At 67.6% G+C, this 19,885-nt stretch carries 26 protein-coding genes and 8 pseudogenes; 17 read left to right on the plus strand and 17 right to left on the minus strand.

Going from position 1 to position 19,885, the window contains the following annotated elements; all coding sequences use genetic code 11:
* Positions 1–124 precede the first annotated feature (124 nt).
* A pseudogene (locus ABD884_RS25575) lies at positions 125–298 on the plus strand (threonine synthase); the annotation flags it as partial.
* Here ABD884_RS25575 and ABD884_RS25580 read toward each other — a convergent pair.
* Complete coding sequence (locus ABD884_RS25580; protein ID WP_345057808.1) at positions 224–772, minus strand: hypothetical protein; 549 nt, start codon at positions 770–772, stop codon at positions 224–226. The pseudogene ABD884_RS25575 and the gene ABD884_RS25580 overlap by 75 nt on opposite strands.
* Positions 693–1,253 (minus strand): hypothetical protein, encoded by a 561-nt coding sequence (locus ABD884_RS25585; protein ID WP_345057812.1) that lies wholly within the window; start codon positions 1,251–1,253, stop codon positions 693–695. Before ABD884_RS25585 ends, ABD884_RS25580 begins: the two co-directional genes overlap by 80 nt.
* Positions 1,254–1,281: 28 nt before the next feature.
* Between ABD884_RS25585 and ABD884_RS25590 the strand changes: the two genes are divergently transcribed.
* Positions 1,282–1,551: a hypothetical protein gene (locus ABD884_RS25590; protein WP_345057719.1), complete on the plus strand. Its 270-nt coding sequence runs from the start codon at positions 1,282–1,284 to the stop codon at positions 1,549–1,551.
* A 71-nt stretch (positions 1,552–1,622) separates the two neighbouring features.
* Here ABD884_RS25590 and ABD884_RS25595 read toward each other — a convergent pair whose 3' ends face one another.
* The 4 genes and pseudogenes from ABD884_RS25595 to ABD884_RS25610 form a co-directional block, all read right to left on the minus strand.
* Complete coding sequence (locus tag ABD884_RS25595) at positions 1,623–1,943, minus strand: YdeI/OmpD-associated family protein (RefSeq protein WP_345057722.1); 321 nt, start codon at positions 1,941–1,943, stop codon at positions 1,623–1,625.
* Between the two features lie 74 nt (positions 1,944–2,017).
* A complete protein-coding gene (locus ABD884_RS25600) occupies positions 2,018–2,374 on the minus strand; it encodes a class II aldolase/adducin family protein (RefSeq protein WP_183625374.1) in 357 nt (118 codons plus the stop codon).
* Positions 2,374–2,874 carry a nucleotide-binding domain containing protein gene (locus tag ABD884_RS26290; protein ID WP_425548314.1) on the minus strand — a complete coding sequence of 167 codons (501 nt, stop codon included), beginning with the start codon at positions 2,872–2,874 and terminating at the stop codon, positions 2,374–2,376. The genes ABD884_RS25600 and ABD884_RS26290 overlap by 1 nt, the downstream gene beginning before the upstream one ends.
* Before the next feature lie 147 nt (positions 2,875–3,021).
* A pseudogene (locus tag ABD884_RS25610) lies at positions 3,022–3,665 on the minus strand (four-carbon acid sugar kinase family protein); the annotation flags it as partial.
* A 206-nt stretch (positions 3,666–3,871) separates the two neighbouring features.
* Between ABD884_RS25610 and ABD884_RS25615 the strand changes: the two are divergent.
* Entirely contained in the window at positions 3,872–4,480 is a 609-nt protein-coding gene (locus ABD884_RS25615) for a DDE-type integrase/transposase/recombinase (RefSeq protein ID WP_183625380.1), read from the plus strand.
* On the opposite strand, the gene ABD884_RS25620 is transcribed toward ABD884_RS25615, so the two are convergent.
* Positions 4,449–5,117, minus strand: coding sequence for a TetR/AcrR family transcriptional regulator (locus ABD884_RS25620; protein ID WP_345057735.1), 669 nt, complete (start codon positions 5,115–5,117; stop codon positions 4,449–4,451). The two genes, ABD884_RS25615 and ABD884_RS25620, sit on opposite strands and share 32 nt — an antisense overlap.
* A 54-nt stretch (positions 5,118–5,171) precedes the next feature.
* Here ABD884_RS25620 and ABD884_RS25625 point away from each other — a divergent pair.
* Positions 5,172–6,689: pseudogene (locus ABD884_RS25625) on the plus strand (MFS transporter).
* A gap of 182 nt (positions 6,690–6,871) precedes the next feature.
* Positions 6,872–7,901: pseudogene (locus tag ABD884_RS25630) on the plus strand (ATP-dependent 6-phosphofructokinase).
* 87 nt (positions 7,902–7,988) lie between these two features.
* Here ABD884_RS25630 and ABD884_RS25635 read toward each other — a convergent pair.
* From ABD884_RS25635 to ABD884_RS25650, 4 genes and pseudogenes are all read right to left on the minus strand, one after another.
* Positions 7,989–8,429, minus strand: coding sequence for a DUF3817 domain-containing protein (locus tag ABD884_RS25635; RefSeq protein WP_345057797.1), 441 nt, complete (start codon positions 8,427–8,429; stop codon positions 7,989–7,991).
* Between the two features lie 98 nt (positions 8,430–8,527).
* Positions 8,528–9,231: pseudogene (gene purQ, locus ABD884_RS25640) on the minus strand (phosphoribosylformylglycinamidine synthase subunit PurQ).
* Positions 9,228–9,608, minus strand: a complete 381-nt coding sequence (gene purS, locus ABD884_RS25645) for a phosphoribosylformylglycinamidine synthase subunit PurS (protein WP_345057800.1) — start codon at positions 9,606–9,608, stop codon at positions 9,228–9,230. The pseudogene purQ and the gene purS overlap by 4 nt, the downstream one beginning before the upstream one ends.
* A gap of 58 nt (positions 9,609–9,666) precedes the next feature.
* The gene (locus tag ABD884_RS25650; RefSeq protein WP_345057738.1) at positions 9,667–10,167 is read right to left on the minus strand and encodes a hypothetical protein; all 501 of its coding nucleotides are present in this window, start codon (positions 10,165–10,167) and stop codon (positions 9,667–9,669) included.
* A gap of 21 nt (positions 10,168–10,188) precedes the next feature.
* Between ABD884_RS25650 and ABD884_RS25655 the strand changes: the two genes are divergently transcribed.
* The 9 genes and pseudogenes from ABD884_RS25655 to ABD884_RS25695 all read left to right on the plus strand — a co-directional run bounded on the left by ABD884_RS25655 (position 10,189) and on the right by ABD884_RS25695 (position 13,190).
* Positions 10,189–10,473: a hypothetical protein gene (locus ABD884_RS25655; protein WP_345057741.1), complete on the plus strand. Its 285-nt coding sequence runs from the start codon at positions 10,189–10,191 to the stop codon at positions 10,471–10,473.
* Positions 10,474–10,502: 29 nt separating this feature from the next.
* A pseudogene (locus tag ABD884_RS25660) lies at positions 10,503–10,793 on the plus strand (AI-2E family transporter); the annotation flags it as partial.
* Between the two features lie 100 nt (positions 10,794–10,893).
* On the plus strand, positions 10,894–11,175 hold the full coding sequence (locus ABD884_RS25665; protein WP_345057745.1) for an AI-2E family transporter: 282 nt from the start codon (positions 10,894–10,896) through the stop codon (positions 11,173–11,175).
* A gap of 37 nt (positions 11,176–11,212) precedes the next feature.
* Positions 11,213–11,665, plus strand: coding sequence for a hypothetical protein (locus ABD884_RS25670; RefSeq protein ID WP_345057750.1), 453 nt, complete (start codon positions 11,213–11,215; stop codon positions 11,663–11,665).
* Positions 11,652–11,801: a hypothetical protein gene (locus ABD884_RS25675; RefSeq protein WP_345057753.1), complete on the plus strand. Its 150-nt coding sequence runs from the start codon at positions 11,652–11,654 to the stop codon at positions 11,799–11,801. Before ABD884_RS25670 ends, ABD884_RS25675 begins: the two co-directional genes overlap by 14 nt.
* Positions 11,791–12,030: a hypothetical protein gene (locus tag ABD884_RS25680; protein ID WP_345057756.1), complete on the plus strand. Its 240-nt coding sequence runs from the start codon at positions 11,791–11,793 to the stop codon at positions 12,028–12,030. The genes ABD884_RS25675 and ABD884_RS25680 overlap by 11 nt, the downstream gene beginning before the upstream one ends.
* Positions 11,996–12,691: a CorA family divalent cation transporter gene (locus ABD884_RS25685; protein WP_345057760.1), complete on the plus strand. Its 696-nt coding sequence runs from the start codon at positions 11,996–11,998 to the stop codon at positions 12,689–12,691. The genes ABD884_RS25680 and ABD884_RS25685 overlap by 35 nt, the downstream gene beginning before the upstream one ends.
* Positions 12,664–12,963 (plus strand): magnesium transporter CorA family protein, encoded by a 300-nt coding sequence (locus tag ABD884_RS25690; RefSeq protein WP_345057803.1) that lies wholly within the window; start codon positions 12,664–12,666, stop codon positions 12,961–12,963. The genes ABD884_RS25685 and ABD884_RS25690 overlap by 28 nt, the downstream gene beginning before the upstream one ends.
* Complete coding sequence (locus ABD884_RS25695) at positions 12,936–13,190, plus strand: CorA family divalent cation transporter (protein ID WP_345057765.1); 255 nt, start codon at positions 12,936–12,938, stop codon at positions 13,188–13,190. The genes ABD884_RS25690 and ABD884_RS25695 overlap by 28 nt, the downstream gene beginning before the upstream one ends.
* A 295-nt stretch (positions 13,191–13,485) precedes the next feature.
* On the opposite strand, the gene ABD884_RS25700 is transcribed toward ABD884_RS25695, so the two are convergent.
* A complete protein-coding gene (locus tag ABD884_RS25700) occupies positions 13,486–13,662 on the minus strand; it encodes a hypothetical protein (protein ID WP_345057768.1) in 177 nt (58 codons plus the stop codon).
* Between the two features lie 42 nt (positions 13,663–13,704).
* Here ABD884_RS25700 and ABD884_RS25705 point away from each other — a divergent pair, with 42 nt between their 5' ends.
* A complete protein-coding gene (locus ABD884_RS25705; RefSeq protein WP_345057805.1) occupies positions 13,705–14,547 on the plus strand; it encodes a transaldolase family protein in 843 nt (280 codons plus the stop codon).
* Between the two features lie 309 nt (positions 14,548–14,856).
* Here the strand turns inward: ABD884_RS25705 and ABD884_RS25710 are convergent, their stop codons facing one another.
* Together ABD884_RS25710 and ABD884_RS25715 are read right to left on the minus strand one after the other, a co-directional pair.
* Positions 14,857–15,261 carry a TetR-like C-terminal domain-containing protein gene (locus ABD884_RS25710; protein ID WP_345057772.1) on the minus strand — a complete coding sequence of 135 codons (405 nt, stop codon included), beginning with the start codon at positions 15,259–15,261 and terminating at the stop codon, positions 14,857–14,859.
* Positions 15,258–15,512: a helix-turn-helix domain-containing protein gene (locus ABD884_RS25715; RefSeq protein WP_345057775.1), complete on the minus strand. Its 255-nt coding sequence runs from the start codon at positions 15,510–15,512 to the stop codon at positions 15,258–15,260. The genes ABD884_RS25710 and ABD884_RS25715 overlap by 4 nt, the downstream gene beginning before the upstream one ends.
* A gap of 189 nt (positions 15,513–15,701) precedes the next feature.
* Between ABD884_RS25715 and ABD884_RS25720 the strand changes: the two genes are divergently transcribed.
* Positions 15,702–17,144, plus strand: coding sequence for an MFS transporter (locus tag ABD884_RS25720; RefSeq protein WP_345057778.1), 1,443 nt, complete (start codon positions 15,702–15,704; stop codon positions 17,142–17,144).
* Between the two features lie 142 nt (positions 17,145–17,286).
* Positions 17,287–17,418, plus strand: a complete 132-nt coding sequence (locus ABD884_RS25725; protein WP_244964362.1) for a DsbA family protein — start codon at positions 17,287–17,289, stop codon at positions 17,416–17,418.
* A gap of 15 nt (positions 17,419–17,433) precedes the next feature.
* On the opposite strand, the gene ABD884_RS25730 is transcribed toward ABD884_RS25725, so the two are convergent.
* The 3 genes and pseudogenes from ABD884_RS25730 to ABD884_RS25740 all read right to left on the minus strand — a co-directional run.
* Positions 17,434–17,727: a DUF1905 domain-containing protein gene (locus ABD884_RS25730; RefSeq protein WP_183626672.1), complete on the minus strand. Its 294-nt coding sequence runs from the start codon at positions 17,725–17,727 to the stop codon at positions 17,434–17,436.
* 44 nt (positions 17,728–17,771) lie between these two features.
* Positions 17,772–19,279: pseudogene (locus tag ABD884_RS25735) on the minus strand (SulP family inorganic anion transporter).
* Between the two features lie 256 nt (positions 19,280–19,535).
* Positions 19,536–19,885, minus strand: a pseudogene (locus ABD884_RS25740) (phosphoribosylaminoimidazolesuccinocarboxamide synthase); the annotation flags it as partial.

Below are 19,885 nucleotides of genomic sequence, written 5' to 3' on the forward strand. Positions count from 1 at the left end.
TCCAGGCCCCAGAGCCGACGCCGGAGCAGACGCCGGAAGTCAAGGGCACCTCGCGCGACTGAGCCGCCCCGATACGATGGGTGCGCACATTCCCGGTGAAACATGACGACTGAGGCGAGCGAACTTGCAATACATCTCTACCCGTGGCGGCACGCTCGGTTCTTACTCCGACGTTCTTCTCGAGGGCCTCGCGCCGAACGGCGGGCTCGCCGTGCCGGAGCTGCTACCTCGCTTCACGAACGAGGACCTCGAGAGCTGGCGCTCGCTCGACTACGCAGGTCTCGCGACGGCGGTGCTTGGACTCTTCGCGACCGACATCCCGCGCGAAGACCTGGAGCAGCTCACGGCGCACGCGTACGGCGAGGGTCGTTTCGTTTCCGAGGACGTCGTGCCGCTCCAGAAACTGGATGCGCAGCTCACGCTCGTCGGCCTGTCCGAGGGGCCGACCCTCGCGTTCAAGGACATGGCCATGCAGTACCTCGGGCAGACGCTCGACTACGTGCTCGGCAAGCGCGACCGCGTCCTCAACGTGCTCGGCGCGACGTCCGGCGACACCGGCTCGGCCGCCGAGCATGCGCTGCGCGGTCGCGAGCGCGTCTCCGTCTTCATGCTCTCGCCGCAGGGCCGCATGAGCGCTTTCCAGCGCGCGCAGATGTACTCGCTGCAGGACGAGAACGTGCACAACATAGCGGTCAAGGGAGTCTTCGACGACTGCCAGAACCTCGTGAAGCGCCTCGCGGAGGGACATCGACTTCAAGCGCGCCAACAACATCGGCGCCGTCAACTCCATCAACTTCGGCCGCATCTCGGCCCAGATCGCCTACTACGTGTGGGCGTGGCTGCGTGCGACCGACGAACTGTCGGCGGATGCGCGCGACGGCTCTTCGAGGTGTCGTTCGCGTCCCGTCCGGCAACTTCGGCAACATCCTCTCGGCCTGTACGCGAAGTTCATGGGCCTGCCCGTGCGCAAGCTTGTCCTCGCGGTCAACGAGAACAACGTCCTCGACGAGTTCTTCCGCACGGGCTTCTACCGCCCGCGCAACGCTGAGAACACGCTCGCCACGTCGAGCCCGTCGATGGATGTGTCGCGCGCGTCGAACCTCGAGCGCTTCGTGTTCGAGCTGCTCGGCCGCGACGGCGGTCGCACCGCTGCCGCGTGGAGCGAGCTCGCCGAGACGGGCGAGATCGACCTGTCGGAGGCACAGCACACGTTCGAGCCGCTCTTCGGCATCGTCAGCGGCACGAGCACCCACGCGGACCGCCCTCGCGACGATCCGCAGCGTGCACGACGCATCCGGTGTCACGATCGACCCGCACACCGCCGACGGCGTGAAGGTCGCGCGCGAGCACCTCGAGGACGGCGTGCCCATGCTCGTGCTCGAGACCGCGAAGCCGCAGAAGTTCGCCGACACGATCTCCGAGGCGCTCGGCGCTCAGGTGGAGGTCGACGCGGAGACGCAGGCCCTCCTCGACGCCCCGCAGCGGGTCGTCGAGCTCGACGACGACGAGCAGGCTCTGCGCGCGTTCATCTCGGAGCGCGTACTGCGCTGACCCGCACCTGCTTGGCGGCCCCCGGCCGCCCCGACGGGCACAAGAGTTGGACAGATGCACCTCTCCTGATCTCAGGGGGATGCATCTGGCCAGCTTTTCTCGTGGGGTTGGCGCCGCGCGAGGTGCCTACTTGTAGTGGCTCTCGCCGCGGGCGGCTTCTCGACGACGTCCTGGATGCGCGCGGCGCGGATCGCGGGAGTCTTGATGTTCGTGATGCGGAAGATGACCTGGAAGCGCTCCTGCTTCTTCATCGCCTCGAAGTAGGCGAGCGCAGCCGGGTTCGCGTCGAGCGCGGCCTTGAGGTCGGCTGGCAGAGCCGCGTCCTTGACCCGGTAGGCGCCGTCCAACTTCCGTGATGGATGCGCCCCACCGGCGTGCAATGGCTGCCACACGTTCGTATCGTCACGCGAGTTGGCCGGCGGTGCTCACCGAGTCCAGAAGTGGACGTGCAGGGCCGAGTCCGGCTTCAGCGCGTGACGGCCACGGCGGGGTAGCGCGCCTCGAGGTCGGAGACCGCCGCCGAGTAGGTGGAGTGCGTGTGTACGACGGCGTTCGCGTCCGGTCTTGCCCGCAGTACGGCGGCGTGCAAGAACGCCTCCTTGGTCGGCGCTGGCCCGTCGATGTGACGGCCGGCAGCATCGATAACGGAGAGCGCGTCTGGCTCGACCCGCCCGAGGCTGACCCCCGTGGGGGTAACGAGGATCTGCTCACCAGAGCGCACGCTGACGTTGCCCGTGCTTCCGTGGGTGAGGCCCCGCGAGAACAGGGAACGTGCCGCGTTGGCGAGCTCCTCCCGGGAACGCTGCTCGCCGGTGGGGCTCATCAAACCACCACGGTCTCCTCGAGAGCTTCGGCGAGGAATCTGACCTCGCCGAAGTTGCCGACTTCAGGAGGAGCGAGATCGGGCCTCGTCGACCGTGTGGATCCAGGGCACACCCGTGCGATCTCGGCGCCGATAATGGCGCCCTGAATGCCGAGCGCAGTCACGACGGCCCCGAGGTCTCGCCGCCGGCGACGATGACCCGCGCCGTGCCTCTGGCGCGCAACCCGACTGCGATGAGCCCCATAGCGGTTTCGAGGATGCCGGACGCTGTGTCTGTCCCGAGTTTCGAGCTGCACAGCGCGCAGCTCAGCCGGTGGCAGCGAGGAGAAGAACAGCGGCTCCTTGACGGTGTCCAGCTCGTCGAACCATCGCAGCGCGTCCCCGGCGAGTGCGAGGGGGTCCTGTGTGCGCCGGGCATCGAGCTGGAACGAGGGGTGGCCGTGCGACTGCAGCACGGCGATCTGCTGCAACGTGCGCGCCGAGCAGCTGCAGGCGAGCACCGCGGCTGACCCTGGTGCTGGCAGGAGGTCGTCGCCCAGCTCGAACGCGGCGAGCGACGCGGCTCGCGTCTCGGTGACGGCGGTCGCGAGCCCTCTGGCGAGGCCAGCAGCGCCGGTCAGGAGCGGGTCGCCCAGGCAGGCCCGGCCGATCTGGACCAGGTCGTCCTCTGTCAGGGCATCGACAACTGCGTAGCTTCGTGTCTCCGTAGCACCTCGCGAATCCGCGTCCACCAGCGCGTCGAGGCGCTGGCGGAGGTGGATGCTCCCGCTGCGCACGGCTCGCAGGTCCAGGAGTTCGACGCGAGCGGTGGTCTGCGCCTGCAGCAGCCTTGGCACGGACGAGTCGGTCATGGGCGTGAGGGGTGATGGCGAAGCGGCGACTCGTCGAGACGCTGCCGGTCGACGAACAGATGCCCCATGTACTGCGTCCTCAGGTGCTCAGGCGCGCTCGGAACCGCGACGATGACCCGGGATCCGACAAGTGCGGCCAGCGCATCCGCAACCGGCCCGATGTTGCCTTCCGGTTTGGAGTCGAAGGTCGAGCAGTACTTGAAGAAGAGCTGCGTCGCACCGTGCGCGAGCAGCCCACTCGGCTGCGGCGAGCGACTGGGCGACCGCGTCAGCCGGGGCCACGGTGCGTGTCTTGAGCGCGATGACGATGGCGTCGTGCTCGGGCAGCGATTCGACCGGTCTGGTGCGCCGAAATAGATGAGCGTGCGCAGCCCGCCCTGCCGGAGCGCGACGGCCACGTCGGTGCCGCCAGTGAAGTCGTCGGCGATCGCGCCGATCACGAGCGTTGTCCCGCCGCGTTGAGGCGTGCGGCCAGGAGATCGGCCGCGCTGCCGGGGGTGGAGAAGAGCGGGACGTCGAGCTGCTCGCTCAGCAGGGGAGCGGCGGGGGCAAGTGAGTACTGGGCGAGGAGGATGGCATCGAAGGGAGTGCTGACGCCCTCGATCGCCGTGGCGATCTCACGAGCGAGCGCCTCGGGTCCGGGCAGGTGTGGTCGTGGGACATCACCGACCTCTACTCGCCCTGGCGGGGCAAGACGTTCAAGGCGTACAAGGTCATCGATATCTACTCCCGCCGCATCGTGGGGTTCCGTGTCGAGGACCGGGAAGTAGATTCCCTCGCGAGGGACATGTTCGAGGACGCGATTCGAGCGCATGGCGCGCCCCAATTCGTGCACGCGGATTCCGGGGCAGCGATGCGCTCGACTCTGTTGCGCGATGCCCTGGCCGCGCATGGCGTGGGCATGTCGCATAACCGCCCGTACACGTCGAACGACAACCCGTTCTCCGAGGCCGGATTCCGGACCATGAAGTACCGGCCCGGCTACCCGAAAGTGTTCACCGACCTCGACGCGGCCCGCGCCTACATCCAGGACTACGTGATCTGGTACAACACGGAGCATCGGCATTCCGCGATCGCGTTATTCACGCCCGCGCAGGTCCACGACGGCTCCTGGCGGCAGATCTGGACGGCCCGCGATACCGCACTTCAGGTCTACCACGACGCTCATCCCGCGCGCTTCCGAGCCCGCCCGAAGACCCCATCACCAGCCAGCCGAGTCGGCATCAACCTCCCCAACGAACCCGTCGCAGCATGACGCAAGTGACTCCACACAGCTTGACATTCGTGCCCGGGGTCGGTCTGAGGTGTTTCGTCCGCAAGTTGGTCAGGTGAAGCGCGCTAGTCCTCGAGCAGGTCGAGGAGGGTGCGGATGATCGCCTCGCGTTCTTCTCGCTCGGCAGGAGCTTGGCTGCCTCGGGGAGGCTCTCGCGTGACTCGGTGACGAACGACGTCGAGTGGTAGAGGCCGTCGCCGACGAGCTTCGTCATGTGGGCTACGAGGGGGCTGCCGGTCGACTCGAGGATCGCGTCGTGCCACGAACGCTCGAGTTCGAGGATGGCCCGGGTTGCGCTCTGGTTGCCGTTGCGGGAGAGATTCATGACGGCGAGCCAGGCGGTGTCGAGCTCGTCGCCGACGGAGCTGCTCATCTCGATGAAGTGGCGGACCGTGGTCGCAGCGTCGCCCTGCAGCTGATCTGCGCTGGCCCGAGCCATGCCCGCGAAGCGCGCGATGAGCGCATCCGCCAACGCCTCCTTCGACGGGAAGTGGTAGATGAGCCCGCCCTTGGAGACGCCGGCGATGCGGGCGACGGCGTCGAGGGTGGTCGCGGCGACGCCCACTGTTGTCAGTGACTCCTCGTAGGCGTCGAGGATCTTCTCTCTGGCGGAGCTCATGGCCGCCATCCTACAGTTGCCAACTGTACCGGCTGGTCGGTATAGTCCTCTTTCATGACCACACTGATCGAACAGCGCGCAGGCCGGAAGGAATGGCTCGGCCTCGCGGTGCTGATGCTCCCGTCCTCCTCGTGTCGATCGACAACACGGTCCTGAGCTTCGCCCTTCCCTACATCGCGCTCGACCTCGAGCCGAGTGCGGCGATGCAGCTCTGGATCATCGACATCTACCCGCTGGTTCTGGCCGGACTGCTCGTCACGATGGGCTCGTTCGGCGACCGCATCGGCCGCCGGAAGCTGCTGCTCATCGGATCGACGGCTTCGCGCTCGTCTCGGTGCTGGCCGCGTTCTCCGTCTCGGCCGAGATGCTCCTGCTCTCGCGACTGCTGCTCGGTGTCTTCGGCGCCATGATCATGCCCTGCACGCTCTCGCTGCTGCGCGGCATGTTCCACGACCGCGCGCAGCGCCGCCTCGCCATCGCCATCTGGGCGACCGGCTTCTCAGCGGGCACGGCCATCGGGCCGATCGTCGGCGGCGTGCTCCTCGAGCACTTCCACTGGGGCTCCGTGTTCCTCATCGCGGTGCCGTTCCTGCTGCCGCTCCTGATCTTCGCGCCCCTGCTCGTCACCGAGTCGCGCGACCCGAACCCCGGCCCCATCGACGTGCCCGCGATCCTGCTCTCGATGGCGGCGCTTGCTCCATCGTCTTCGCCATCAAGCACACGGCGACCGACGGCCTCGACTTCATCTCGGTCGGCGCGCTCCTGGTTGGCCTGCTCTCCGGCTGGCTGTTCGTGCGGCGACTCCTGAAGCAGGAGAACCCGATCCTCGACATGCGACTCTTCGCGGTGCCCGCCTTCACCGGCTCGGTGCTCGTGAACCTCGTGAGCGTCGTCGCGCTCGTCGGACTGCTCTTCTTCCTGTCGCAGCACCTGCAGCTCATCCTCGGCCTCACGCCACTCCAGGCTGGCCTCATGCTGCTGCCAGGAACGGTCATGATGATCGTTGCCGGCCTCCTCATCGTGCGGGTTGTGCGCCACGTGAAGGTGCACATCGCGATGGCGTTCGGGCTCGGGCTCGCCTTCCTCGCCTACCTGTCGCTCGCCATCACGGGCGGCTCCGCGCCGCTCTGGATGCTCGTGGCGGCGTTCACGCTGCTCGCGGCCGGCATCGCGATCGCCGAGACGCTCTCGAACGACGTCATCATCGCGAGTGTGCCGCCCGCCAAGGCCGGTGCCGCATCCGCGGTCTCGGAGACGGCGTACGAGGTTGGTGCGGTGCTCGGGACAAGCGTGCTCGGCGGGGTGCTCACCGCGAGCTACCGGTCCGGCATGGTTGTGCCGGAGGGCGCGACAGCTGAGCAGGCGCACGCGGCACGCGAGACCCTCGCTGGCGCCGTGAACGTCTCGAACGAGCTCGAGGCGGGCGGCATGACGGCGCAGGCGCAGACGCTCCTCGACTCGGCGTTCCACGCCTTTGATGCTGGTAGCACCGTCACGTCGGCGGTCGGCGCCGTGCTCATGGTTGGCGCGATCTTCCTCGCGCTGCGCATGGTCGGCAAGGCCTCGGCGTAGCTCGCGGCGGGGCTGGGAAATCGGCAGAAATCGCGCGAGACACCCGGACCCGGTACTGTCGCAGTCGAGCCGTCTTCCAACGCAGGAATCCGCTTCTGCACTGAATTCGTTCCGCAGTGGGTGGGCTACTCGACCGTGATGGCTGTTTGCGTGTATTGCCACACCCAGAGGAGAACGAACGCATGAAGATCGGACTGCTGACCAGCGGCGGCGACTGCCCCGGACTCAACGCTGTCATTCGCGGCAGCGTGCTCCACGGCATCAAGACCTACGACAACGAGTTCGTGGGCTTCCGCGACGGCTGGCGGGGCGTCATTGAGGGCGATGTCATGGACCTCCCCCGCACGAAGGTGCGCGGCCTCGCGAAGCAGGGCGGCACGATCCTCGGCACCTCGCGCACGAACCCGTTCGACGGCCCCAACGGTGGACCGGACAAACATCTCCGTCATGATGGAGCGCCATTCGGTGGATGCTCTCATCGCGATCGGCGGCGAGGGCACGCTCGCCGGCGCGAAGCGCCTGGCTGACGCGGGCATCCCGGTCATCGGCGTGCCGAAGACCATCGACAACGACCTCCAGGCAACCGACTACACGTTCGGGTTCGACACGGCCGTGCAGATCGCGACCGACGCCATGGATCGTCTCCGCACGACCGGCGAGTCGCACCACCGCGTGATGGTGGCCGAGGTCATGGGTCGCCACGTCGGCTGGATCGCCCTGCACTCTGGCATGGCGGCCGGCGCGCACGCCGTGCTCATCCCCGAGCAGAAGGTCGCGATGACGCAGGTCGCCGAATGGGTCAAGGAGGTGCACCAGCGTGGCCGCTCGCCGCTGGTCGTCGTCGCCGAGGGCTTCATCCCCGAGGGTATGGACGATGTGCTCTCACAGGGCACCGAGGTTTCCGGGCGTCCGCTGCTCGGCGGTGTCGGCGACTACGTGACCGCTGAGCTCGAGAAGCTCACGGGCATTGAGACCCGCAACACGACGCTCGGCCACATCCAGCGTGGTGGTGCGCCGACCGGGTTCGACCGCGTGCTCGCGACCCGCTTCGGCCAGTACGCCGTCGACATGGTCAACGCGAAGCAGTGGGGCAACATGGTTGCGCTTCGCGGCACTGAGATGCAGACGGTCGCCTTCGAGGAGGCGCTCGACGGCCTCAAGACCGTCCCGCAGGACCGCTGGGACCAGGCGAAGATCTTCTTCGGCCGCTAGGCCGCCGGGTCGCTGACCTGGGACAGACGAAGAGGGCGGATGCGCGTGCATCCGCCCTCTTCGTTCGTCTGGGGTGTGTTGGCGGCCCTAGTGGGCGCCGGTCGGCCCGACCAGCGCCCCGCTCAGGGAGCCCGTGAGGATGACGACGGCGAGCACGATGACGGCCGCGCTCATCGTGATGGGACGGTCGACGAACCACCGCACGATGCGCTGTAACGAGAAGCCCTTCGCGGGCGCGTCGCGCCAGCCGCCCTCGAGTGCGCCGCGGCGCTCGGCCCACCAGTCGTAGAGTAGGGTCGCGAACGGCGGGATCGCCGCGAACCAGCCGAGCCCGAACATCCACCACGGCCAGCGCTGGTTGATGCCGACGAACGCCGTCACGACCAGGTAGACCATGAACATCGCGCCGTGCAGCGAACCGCCGACTGACACGAGCAGGTCGGTGGTCTGCGTCACGTACTTGAGGAACATGCCGGTGAGCAGAAGAGCCCACGTGATGGCCTCGCCGATCGAGACGGCGCGCAGCAGATGCGCGGGGTGAGGTGCCTGCCGTGTGCGGTGGTCCCGGGGGTTGTCGCCTCGGCCTGCGTCATCGGCGCGCTCGCCCTCTTCGCTTCAGGCAACGTCTAGACGCGTGCGAGGAGCGCCTCGACGGCGCTGCGGAAGATCGGGAGCCCGTCGAGGCCGGAGGCCATGTGGGTCGCCGTGTCCGGCCCGAAGCCGAGCTCGACCGCGTGCTCGGGGTGCGGCATGAGGCCGACCACGTTGCCGCGCTCGTTGGTGAGGCCAGCGATGTTGTTGCGCGAGCCGTTCGGGTTGACGTCGACGTAGCGGAACGCGACCTGGCCCTCGCCTTCGATGCGCGCGAGCGTCTCGTCGTCGGCGATGAACCCACCCTCGCCGTTCTTCAGCGGGATGGTGATCTCGGCGTTCTTCTCGTACGCGTTGGTCCACACGGTGTCGTTGTTCTCGACGCGGAGCACCTGGTCGCGGCACACGAACTTGCCGTGGTCATTGCGGATGAGCCCACCGGGCAGGAGGTGCGCCTCGGTCAGCATCTGGAAGCCATTGCAGATTCCGAGCACGGGCAGGCCGCGTTGGCGGCCGTGATGACCTCGGCCATAATCGGCGAGTGGCTCGCGATCGCGCCAGCACGGAGGTAGTCGCCGTAGCTGAAGCCGCCGGGAAGGATGATGGCGTCGACGCCGTGCAGGTCGTGCTCGCCGTGCCAGAGGGCGACGGCCTCGCCGCCTGCGAGGCGGACTGCGCGCTGCGCGTCACGGTCGTCGAGCGAACCGGGGAAGGTGATGACGCCGACGCGGGGGCTCACTTGGTGGAGCCGTTCGACTGGACCTCGGACGCGGTGACGGACGCGAGGGAGGCCTCAGTGTCGGCGGCAGGCACGTCGTCGACCTCGTCGGCGTCTTCAGCTGACTCGGTGCCATCAGGCAGGACATCGATGGAGATGACATCTTCGATGACCCCGTTGGCGAGGAGCTCGTCGGCGACCTGCGAGATCTCCTCCATGAGCTCGGCCGTGACCTCGCGGTCGGTCGTGATCTCGAAGCGCTTGCCAACGCGCACGTCGTGCAGGTGGTCCTTGCCGAGGCGCGAGAGGGCTCCGGCGACGGCCTTGCCCTGCGGGTCGAGGAGTTCCTGCTTTGGCATGACGATGACGACGATCTTGGCATCGGGAGCGGCTCCGATCGGTGGAGGAAAGAGACGGCCCCCAGCTTACCGTCAGCCGCCGTCGCGCGAGGCTCGCTCAGAATGTCGGTGCACACGCATAGCCTTGACCCATATTCGCGGCCGTGGGCACCCCCGCCGGCCGCCTCGCTGACATTTCGGGAGCATCCATGCGCGACAAGCTCAAGCGCCTCTTCGGTGGCGGCAAACAGGACCGTTCCGTACAGGAACGCCAGGCCGGTCTGCCGGCACCGTCCGCCGCATCGGTCGCTGCGCAGCTTGCGGCCCAGGCCGCTGCACCTGTCGAGCACCTCGACGCCCCCGCGCGCGACGAGGTGATGGTGGGCGGCAACGCCGTGCAGGCGTACGCGCCAGACGACGGCGAGGGCCGGGGGCGGCGCCCAACGAGTGTCGGCGTCATGTGGACCGACCAGCTGGGTCGGGTAGCGACGCGCGCGCTGCAGGGCCTGGTCATCGTTGCCGCCGCAGCCCTGCTGATCTTCGCCGGGCTGCAGGTCACGATCGTCGTCATCCCCGTGCTGCTGGCGCTCATCGTCTCGGCAGCGGCCTGGCCCATCATCAGATTCCTCACCTCGAAGAAGTGGCCGCCCGCTCTCGCGACCGTGACAGTGCTGCTCGCCATCATCGTCTTCCTGGGCGGCGCCCTCACGACGGTTGTGCTGCTGGTTCGCAACCAGTGGGCGAGCTCTCCGACCAGGCGGTGCAGGGCTTCAACCAGGCGATCGAGTGGGTCAATGCGACGTTCCCCATCGCGATCAACCAGGACCAGATCAACGAGTGGATTGGTCAGGCGCAGGACTTCATCTTCACGAGCCAGTTCGGAAACGCTGCGGCGAGCGGCTCACCGCTGGCATCTCCGGGGTGACGACGTTCATCACGAGCGGCGTGCTCTTCGTGGTCATACTGTTCTTCTTCATGAAGGACGGGCCGCTCATCTGGGGCTTCCTCACGAAGCCGCTCAAGGGTGCGAACAAGCGCCGCGCGAGGCTCATGGGCTCACGTGCCGTCGAGGTCATGGGCGGCTACGTCCGCGGCACAGTCATCGTCGCCCTGGTGGATGCGGTGTTCATCGGCATCGGCCTCGCGATCGTCGGGGTTCCCCTCGCGTTCCCGCTCGCCGTGCTCGTGTTCATCCTCGCGTTCATCCCCATCGTGGGTGCCACGCTGGCCGGCATCCTTGCTGCGCTCGTCGCCCTCGTCACGAACGGGCTCGTCCCGGCCATCGTGGTCGTCGGAATCGTGGTGCTCGTTCAACCAGCTCGAGGGCAACTTCCTCCAGCCGGTTGTGCTCGGCAAGTCGCTCAAGCTGCACGAACTCGTTGTGCTCATCGCCTTGACCGTCGGCACGATTCTGGGCGGCATCATCGGCACGCTCCTCGCGGTGCCCGTCGCGGCCGTCAGCTGGGCGCTCATCCGCGCCTGGTACGAGCCGCTCGAGCAGCTGCAGGAAGACGAGGCTGTTCCTGACGACATGCGGACGAGGCTGCCGTGGCGCAAAGACCTCGGCGACGAAGACGCGGCAGTCGGCACCGCACCCGGCGCCAAAAGTTCGAACATCGACGTCTGATGTGGGCGCAGCTGACCCGGGGCATCCGGAGAAGGGGATGCTCGTTGAGCTCAGCTCGGCGGGCATCGCCGTCGCGGTGCTGGTCGGTGTCTGGACGCTGTACACGATCGCCGACATCACGCAGTTCCCCTATGACGCCTCGGCGTGGTCGTACGTGGGCATGGCGGCTCCGGCGCTCCTCGGCATCTGGCTGATCGTCGAGCTCCTCGGTGTACCCGATACCCAAGAACGTCCGCTGCTCGTGCGCTTCATGGTGCGCACGATGGTGGTCGGGCCGGTGCTCTTCACAGTCGCTTGGCTGCTCGGTTCGCTGCTCCTGCTCGTGCTGACGTTCACGGGCGGCATCGTCCTGAACTCAACGAGACGGACTCGCCGGTCGCCGAACTGCTGCTCAACGCTTTCCTCACCTGGTTGCTGGCGTCGCGGCTGTGCTCGGCGGGGCGCTTGTCGGCCTCGTGTTCGTCGTCCTTCCGGTCATGTCCTGGCGTGATCCCGCGCGGGCCGCGTCGATCAACGCCGAGCCGGCGCCGAGGGGGAGCCTCGCCAGGGCTCGGCTTGAGCGGCTGACCTTCGCGGGCATGCTCATGCTCGTCTTCCTCGCCCCGCGCGCTGTGGGTGTCTGGTGAGAACAACGCGCGCGGAAGGAACGCCGCGGAGGCGTTCCAGAACACGTGGCTCGCGATCGTCGACTTCGACCCTTCCTGGTGGGACCGCTACCTGTGGGACGTCCTCTGGGTGCTCGGGATGCTCAGCGCGCTGCTGCTTGTCGCGTCTGTCGCAGGTGTGCTGTGGCTGAGACGTTCGCATAATGACCCACCCGGTGAGCAGCACGGCACCCGAGCCGGCGGCGAGTAGACCGGCCCGACACTTCTTCCTCACCTCACGCAACTCGGAATCGAGCGCACATGCCACAGTCGAATCAGGCAGGGCAGGAGTCGCGGCGCGGCTCCTTCCTCCGGCGGAGCAAACACAACCCCGCACAGGCGGAGGCAGGTTCGACGCGGCTCACCCGGTATGCGCAGGCCGCAAGCTCAAACGGGCACCGCAGGGCGTGAGCATCGCCGAGGCGCTCGACTACGCGCGCAGTGCCGCCGGCCGCCTCGCGCTCTTCGTGTACGCGACTCCGACCCCTGGTGATATCGCCGAGCTTGCCGAGGCGTGGCAGCTGCATCCGCTGCTCGTCGAGGACCTCCAGCACGCGAACCAGCGGCCGAAGCTCGAGCGCTACGGCGATGTGCTGTTCCTCGTCGTTCGGTCGGCAAGGTACATCGACGACATCGAGGACGTCGAGTTCGCGGAGTTCCACGTGCTGGTGCGGGCCGACGCGGTGGCGGTGCTCTTTCAGGACAAGCGCTGGATCGACGGCTCTGGCGCGGCCGCGTTCGCGGAGGAGGGTGACGGCGCCGAGATCGGTGGAGACCGCGGGCTGCTCACCGAGGAGCTCCTCGACCTTGGCCCGAGGCGATCGTCTACCGGCTCATCGACTCGATCGTCGACGGCTTCCGCCCCGTGCTGACCGGCCTCGGCGTCGACAAGGAGCAGATCGAGCGGCAGGTCTTCTCCGGAGACGCGGCGGTCGCGGAGCGCATTTACCGCCTCAGCCAGGAGGTCATCGAGCTCAGGCACGCCACCTCTTCGCTCTCGGAGATCGTGGACGCGCTGCGTCGCGGCCACGCGCGCTACGACGTCCCCGATTCGCTGCAGAGCTACCTTCAGGACGTCGCCGACCACCTGCTGGTCGTCGACCGACAGGTAGGGAGTTGCGGGACGCCCTCAACCAGATCCTGAGCGTCAACGCGACGCTCGTGGCCCAAAGGCAGAACGAGGACATGAAGAAGATCTCCGGGTGGGCGGCGATCCTCTTCGCGCCGACGCTTATCGCCGCGGTCTACGGCATGAACTTCGACAACATGCCTGAGCTGCACTGGGCTTTCGGTTATCCGATGGCGGTCGGCGGGATGGTCGCGTTCGCCGGGGGCCTCTACTGGATGTTCAAGCGCAACAAGTGGATGTAGGTCCAGGCGCGAGGTGAGCATCCAGCCCCACCAGTGACCTCGGTTTCCCCTTGCCCACTAGTGACACTAAAACCTGTTGTGATAATGTCAGGACATATGCGGCAGGTGGGCAACGGTCGGCACGGGCTCGAGGGAGAGCCTCCGAGTCGGTGATGGCCCGCGAAGTCTGACGCCTCGAACCTCGGGGCGCCTGGCTGCCGCGGAACCGGCGAACCCGGCCATCAGCCACCGATGAGGAGAACAGCATGACCCTGCTCGAAACAGTGCCTTCCAACGACGATGGCGCTCCAGCCACTCAGCTCGCGCCGCTCGCGTGGGCAGCCCAGAACACCAAGACCGCGCTCTGGAATGACTCTGCAGACCCCGAGGAGCTCAAGAAGTCGATCGAGTTCGGCGCGGTCGGCGCGACCTGCAACCCCGTCATTGCCTTCGCCGCCATCAAGAAGCGCCCAGACGTCTGGGGTCCGCGCATCCAGGAGATCGCAGCGCAGAACCCACCTGGGGTGAGTCGGAGATCGGCTGGCAGGCTGTTCGCGACCTCTCTGTCGACGCGGCTCGCCTCCTCGAGCCGGAGTTCGAGCGAAGCGGAGGCCGCAACGGTCGCCTCTCCATCCAGACCGACCCCCGCCTGCACCGCGACGCTGCGGCCCTCGCCGACCAGGCCGAGGAGTTCTCGAAGCTCGCGAAGAACATCATCGTCAAGATCCCCGCCACGAAGACGGGCATCGAGGCCATGGAAGAGGCCGCCTACCGCGGTGTCAGCATCAACGCGACCCTCAGCTTCACTGTGCCCCAGGCTGTCGCCGTCGGTGCCGCGCTCGAGCGTGCCCTCGACCGCCGCGCCGCGGATGGCCTCCCCGAGCAGGAGTTCGGGCACGTCGTCACCATCATGGGCGGGCGCCTCGACGACTGGCTCAAGAAGTGGACGACCGCGAACCGCATCCTCGTCACCCCGGGCATCCTCGAGTGGGCCGGCGTCGCCGCCCTCAAGCACGCGCACTCCGTCTTCCAGGAGCGCGGCTACCGCAGCCGCGTCCTCTCGGCTGCGTTCCGCAACCAGCTCCAGTGGTCAGAGCTCGTGGGCGGCGACATCGTCGTCTCCCCGCCCTTCGACTGGCAGGCGCGCATCAACGAGAACAACATCGCCGTCTCCGAGCGCATCCACGTGCCCGTCGACGCCGCCATTCTCGACGAGCTCGAGACGCTCAGCGAGTTCCGCCGGGCCTACGAGGTCGAAGGCATGACTCCCGAGGAGTTCGAGAACTTCGGTGCGGCGCGCAACACGCTCCGCCAGTTCCTCGACGCTGATGCGCAGCTCGACGCTCTCGTGCGCGACATCCTCGTGCCAGCCGCCTAGGCGCATCCGCGGTTCCAGCCGCTTCCCGAGCTGAGTTCGGCCGCACCGTGTCGCGACACCCGGAGTGCGCTGAGCTCACCTCGCCTGCTGCTCAATCAGCGTGGCGACGCTTGGGGGAGGGTCCCTAGTTTTCTCGCGAGGAAAGCCATCGGCCCTCCCCTTTCGCGCGCCTGCGCATCTGCGCCTGCGCCTGCGTGCATCCGCGAGAGTGAGTGAGATGCAGGCTCTTTCGACGAAAACGGCGCTTCTGGCTGTCCTTTCGGGCTCGGATGGGTGAAGGTGAGAGGGCGGCTTGGGTGTTCAGGGGCGTCAGGGTGCGGGAGTGTTGCGGCGGGCGGCGGGCAGTACGACGTTGTCGATGATGCCCACGAGGAACTCGCGGTCGGGTGACTTGCGCAGGATGAGCGTGCGGAACGCGGCCATCGCGGGCGCGATCATGCTGAGGGTGTCGAGGTCGACGTCAGCCGCGATCTCGCCGCGCTCGATCGCTCGCTGGAAGAGGACCCGGTTCGCCGCGGCGCGGGGCGCGACGATCGCCTCCTGCGCTGCGGCGGCCATCTCGGGGTCACGAGCGATCATCGAGATGACCCCCGTCATGACGTTGAGCTTGCGCTCCGCATCCCGGATGTTCGGCGGGCGCACCATGGCGACGAGGTCGCCGCGCAGGGTGCCAGTGTCTGGCAGGGTCTGGAGGTCGAGGTCCTTCGACTTCATGCACGCGACCGCATCCAGCACGAGGTCCGACTTCGATGCCCAGCGGCGTACAGCGTGGCCTTGCCCGCCTTCGCCCGGGTCGCGACCATGTCGATCGTCATTCCGTCGTAACCCGTCTCGGCGAGCACGTCCAGTGCCGCCTCGAGGATGTCGTTGTCGCGCGTGTGGTCGCGCTTGCGCCCAAGCCGCGGCTTCGCTGCCGCCCCGGGGGTCTGTGGTTCGGTGGCGTCTGGGCCCGCGCCTGCCGTCATCGCGGTGGTGTCGCCGGTGCTTCGGGGAGCTCGCGGCGAGGTTGGTCTGCGTCATTGAAACCGCCTCTCGTCGTTCCACAGGCTAGCTGTGCACATTACGGAACTTAGTGTATCCGAAACCAGCCAGTCTCGTATATGGTGATGCGCATGCCTGGATCATCAACACCCGCGACCGACAGTCGCCGCTGGTTGACGCTGGTCGTCGTCGGCCTCGCCCAGCTGATGGTCGTCCTTGATGCGACCGTCGTGAACATCGCCCTGCCCTCCGCGCAGGCAGACCTCGGCTTCTCGGACGGTCAGCGCCAGCGGATCGTCACCGCCTACTCGCTCGCCTTCGGGAGCCTCCTGCTCCTCGGCGGTCGCCTCTCCGACCTCATGGGTCGCAAGCGCACCTTCGTCATCGGCCTCATCGGCTTCGCCATCGCTTCCGCACTCGGCGGTGCTGCTCCCTCGTTCGAGCTGCTCGTCGCCGCCCGCGCCCTTCAGGGCGTCTTCGGAGCGCTCCTCGCTCCGACCGCCCTCGCCGTCCTCACGACCACCTTCACCATCCCGAAGGAACGCGCCCGTGCCTTCGGCGTCTTCGGCGCGATCGCCGGCGCCGGCGGAGCGGTCGGCCTCCTCCTCGGCGGAGTCCTCACCGAGGCCTTCGACTGGCGTTGGAACCTCTACATCAACGTGGCCATCGCGGCCGTTGCCCTCGTCGGCGCCTTCGTCTTTGTTCCGTCCATCGCGCGCACCGGCCCTCGTCCGAAGCTCGACATCCCCGGAACGCTGCTCGTCTCCGCGGGCCTCTTCGCCCTCGTGTACGGCTTCTCGCACGCCGAGACAGACGGCTGGGACTCGCCGCTCACATGGGGCATGCTCGCCGGCGCCGTCGTCTTCCTCGGGGCGTTCGTGTTCTGGCAGACCCGCGCCGGGCATCCGCTGCTCCCGCTGCACATCGTGCGCGACCGCAACCGCGGCGCCGCCTACCTGTCGGTCATGATCGCGGGTGCCGGAATGTTCGGCATCTTCCTCTTCGTCACCTACTACCTGCAGCTCACGCTCGGCTACTCGCCGATCCAGACCGGTCTCGCGTTCCTGCCGATGATCGCGATGCTGGTGCTCGCGGCGCAGCTCGGCACGAACATCTTCGTGCCGCGCTTCGGACCGAAGCTGCTCGTGCCGATCGGCATGACGATCGCCGCCTCTGGTATGGTCTGGCTCACGTTCCTGGATGCGACGAGCACGTACGCGGGGCACGTCATGCCGCCGCTCATGCTCATCGGGTTCGCGATGGGCACGATCATGCCAGCGTCGATGCAGACGGCCACGCTCGGTGTCGACCGGGAGTTCGCTGGCGTCGCGTCGGCGATGGTCAACACGAGCCAGCAGGTTGGCGGGTCGGTGGGCACCGCACTGCTCAACACGCTCGCAGCGACCGCAGCGACCGACTACCTCCTCGAGCACGGGCCGCAGGCGGCCGGGGACGCGATGATCGCCAGCTACGCCGCGGCGTACTGGTGGGGTGCCGGCTTCTTCGCCGTCGGTGCCGTGGTGTCGGCACTGCTCTTCCGCCGCCGTAACCAGGGGCTCTCGCTCAGCCGCGAGATCCAGGAGGAGAACGCGGCAGAGCCTGTGCTCGCGCACTAGGAGTTTCGGCGCGGATGCGGTGCTTCGTGCACGTATCCGCTCCGCGCAGAGGGGCACCCGCTGTGCTCTCGCCCTGCCATACGGCCGGGTGGGCCCGCGGCGGGTGCCTCTCCGTCTTTGTGCTGAGATGCGCGCTCGTTGCGTGCGTATCCAGGCAGATATCGACGACGCCAGGCGAGCCGGTGCCCAGGGCACTCCGACGTTTGTGCTCGACGGGGAGGTGCTGCAGCTCCAGGAGGTCAGTGATCTCACGGATGCGCTGGACAGTGCGTGAGCAGGTGAGTAGGGACTAGAGGTCGACGAGACGCACCTTGCCGACAACCGGCGCATCCAGTTCGAGCCCCTCGGCATCGCGCACGGCCTTCTTGATGGGCAGGATGTAGGCGTCGTCGCTCGGGAAGATCGAGGTGCGCCACGTGGAGCCGCCGATGGTCGCCTCGACGCGCACCGAGCCGAAGCCGTGCGTGTAGTTCTCGGTGGCCGCCGCGATCTTGTCGGACGCGTCCTCGCTGAGGCTCACGAACGTCCACAGCTCGCGCCGCTTCTCCCAGCGCCACAGCGGATTCGAAAACGAGAACTCCATGCGTCTATGATCGCGCAACGAGCGGGTCGCAGCCAGCGCAGGAGCTAGTGCCCGCCGCCAGGCAGAACGTCGCGCATCCGCTGCAACCGGGTCTCGCTCTCGGCATTCAACCGATGACGTCGACGGATGCGCCCCTACCCTCGTACTTCTGGATCACGGCGTCGAGTGCCGCGACCGTCGAGGCGTCCCAGACGTGCGCCGCACTCAGATCGATGACCACTCGGCTCGGGTCGGCAGCGTAGTCGAACTGCGCGTACAGGTCGTTGGACGAGGCGAAGAACAGCTGCCCCGTGACGGCGTAGGAGGCGACGGCGCCGTCGTCCGAGAGGCTGCGGCGCACCTCAACGACGTGCGCGACGCGGCGCGCGAAGAGCAGCACCGCGCACAGCACGCCCGCGCCGACGCCGATCGCGAGGTTGTGGGTGGCGACCGTCGCGACGACCGTGACAAGCATGACCGCCGTCTCGCTCAACGGCATCCCGCGCAGCGTCGACGGTCGAATCGAATGCCAGTCGAACGTCGCCCAGCAGACGAAGATCATGACCGCCACCAGCGCCGCCATCGGGATGAGCGCGACGACGTCGCCGAGTAGTACGACGAGGAGCAGCAGGAAGACTCCGGCGAGGAACGTGGAGATGCGCGTGCGTGCCCCGGACGCCTTCACGTTGATCATCGTCTGACCGAATCATCGCGCATCCGCCCATGCCGCCGAAGAACGCCGTGATGACGTTCGCCGCCCCCTGGCCCCACGCCTCGCGGGTCTTGCTGGAGCGCGTGTCGGTGATGTCGTCGACGAGCTTCGCCGTCATGAGCGACTCGAGCAGGCCGACAAACGCCATGGCGAGCGCAAACGGGAACACGAGCTGCAGCGTCTCGAAGGTGAGCGGCACATCCGGGATGAAGAACCCGGGGAGCGTGCTCGGCAGCTCGCCCTTGTCGCCCACCGTCGGGACGCTGATCGACGCGAGCACGGTGATGAGGTGTGAGCACGACGATCGCCACGAGCGGCGCCGGCACGACCGTCGTCAGTCGGGGAAGCCCGAACACGATGAGCAGAGCCAGACCGGTCAGCGGATACACGAGCCACGGCACCCCGAGCAGCTCAGGCACCTGCGCGAGGAACACGAGGATCGCGAGCGCATTCACGAAGCCAACCATCACCTGGCGCGGGATGTACCGCATGAGCTTCGCCACCCCGAGTACGGCAAGCAGCACCTGCAGGACCCCGGCCAAGAGCACCGCGGCTATCAGGTAGTCGAGACCGTGCGAGGCCATGAGCGGCGCGATCACGAGGGCGACGGCACCCGTGGCCGCGGAGATCATGGCCGGCCGGCCCCCCAGGATCGCGATCGAGACCGCCATCGTTGAACGAGGCAAAGAGGCCAACCCGCGGGTCGACACCCGCGATCACCGAGAACGCGATCGCCTCAGGGATGAGGGCCAGCGCCACGACCAGGCCGCCGAGCACCTCCACCTTCAGGAGGCGAGGCGACCGAAGCGTGAACAGCACCGACTGCCGCTGCTCGGGCGAAATTGCCACGACAGCGGGCACCGGCGCGGATGCGGGAGAGGAAGGCACTGCGGAGTCCAGTCTCGAGACGATGGTGGGGAGACGCCTGGGCCACCGCGCGCGAGCGCAGACGCGGGAATCCAGGGCGGTAGTTGTGGTCGCTCAAACGGCGAAATGACGACCACAAGACCGCTGTGGACGCCAGGGCTGGGGCCTGGGCGGGGAGTCGTCAGCTAGCTCAGCACCGCCTCGAAGCGTCGGCGCGCGGAACGCCGCGCGCCGACGCGCGGGAACGCAGCTAGGCGCCGACTCCGAGGCGCTCGAAGAGCTCCGCGTACCGCGCCTGCGTGCGCTCGATGACCTCGGCGGGAAGGACGGGCGGCTCGCCCTGCTTGTCCCAGTTCGCGGAGAGCAGTCGCGCACGATCTGCTTGTCGAACGACGACAGGCGCTGCTTCAGGGGAAGACTCGTGTCGGCGTACAGCTTCGCGTCCCAGTACCGCGAAGAGTCGCTCGTGAGCACCTCGTCGCCGATTCGTGATCTGGCCCGTGGATGCGTTGCGTCCGAACTCGAACTTCGTGTCCGCCAGGATCACGCCGCGTTCTTCCGCGATCGCCGAGGCCTCGCGGAAGACGCGCAGCGACAGGT

The sequence above is a fragment of the Arthrobacter methylotrophus genome, assembly GCF_039539965.1.
GTDB lineage: Bacteria > Actinomycetota > Actinomycetes > Actinomycetales > Micrococcaceae > Arthrobacter > Arthrobacter methylotrophus.

Excerpts from the sequence above, each read along its gene's own strand:
- ABD884_RS25580 (WP_345057808.1), bottom strand. The coding sequence starts at position 772 with ATGTTGTTGGCGCGCTTGAAGTCGATGTCCCTCCGCGAGGCGCTTCAC.
- ABD884_RS25600 (WP_183625374.1), bottom strand. The coding sequence starts at position 2,374 with ATGAGCCCCACCGGCGAGCAGCGTTCCCGGGAGGAGCTCGCCAACGCG.
- ABD884_RS25620 (WP_345057735.1), bottom strand. The coding sequence starts at position 5,117 with ATGAGCTCCGCCAGAGAGAAGATCCTCGACGCCTACGAGGAGTCACTG.
- ABD884_RS25650 (WP_345057738.1), bottom strand. The coding sequence starts at position 10,167 with ATGATGGGCCAGGCCGCTGCCGAGACGATGAGCGCCAGCAGCACGGGG.
- ABD884_RS25670 (WP_345057750.1), top strand. The coding sequence starts at position 11,213 with ATGCTCGTTGAGCTCAGCTCGGCGGGCATCGCCGTCGCGGTGCTGGTC.
- ABD884_RS25675 (WP_345057753.1), top strand. The coding sequence starts at position 11,652 with ATGTCCTGGCGTGATCCCGCGCGGGCCGCGTCGATCAACGCCGAGCCG.
- ABD884_RS25700 (WP_345057768.1), bottom strand. The coding sequence starts at position 13,662 with ATGCGCGGACCCCAGACGTCTGGGCGCTTCTTGATGGCGGCGAAGGCA.
- ABD884_RS25710 (WP_345057772.1), bottom strand. The coding sequence starts at position 15,261 with ATGAAGTCGAAGGACCTCGACCTCCAGACCCTGCCAGACACTGGCACC.
- ABD884_RS25715 (WP_345057775.1), bottom strand. The coding sequence starts at position 15,512 with ATGACGGCAGGCGCGGGCCCAGACGCCACCGAACCACAGACCCCCGGG.
- ABD884_RS25730 (WP_183626672.1), bottom strand. The coding sequence starts at position 17,727 with ATGGAGTTCTCGTTTTCGAATCCGCTGTGGCGCTGGGAGAAGCGGCGC.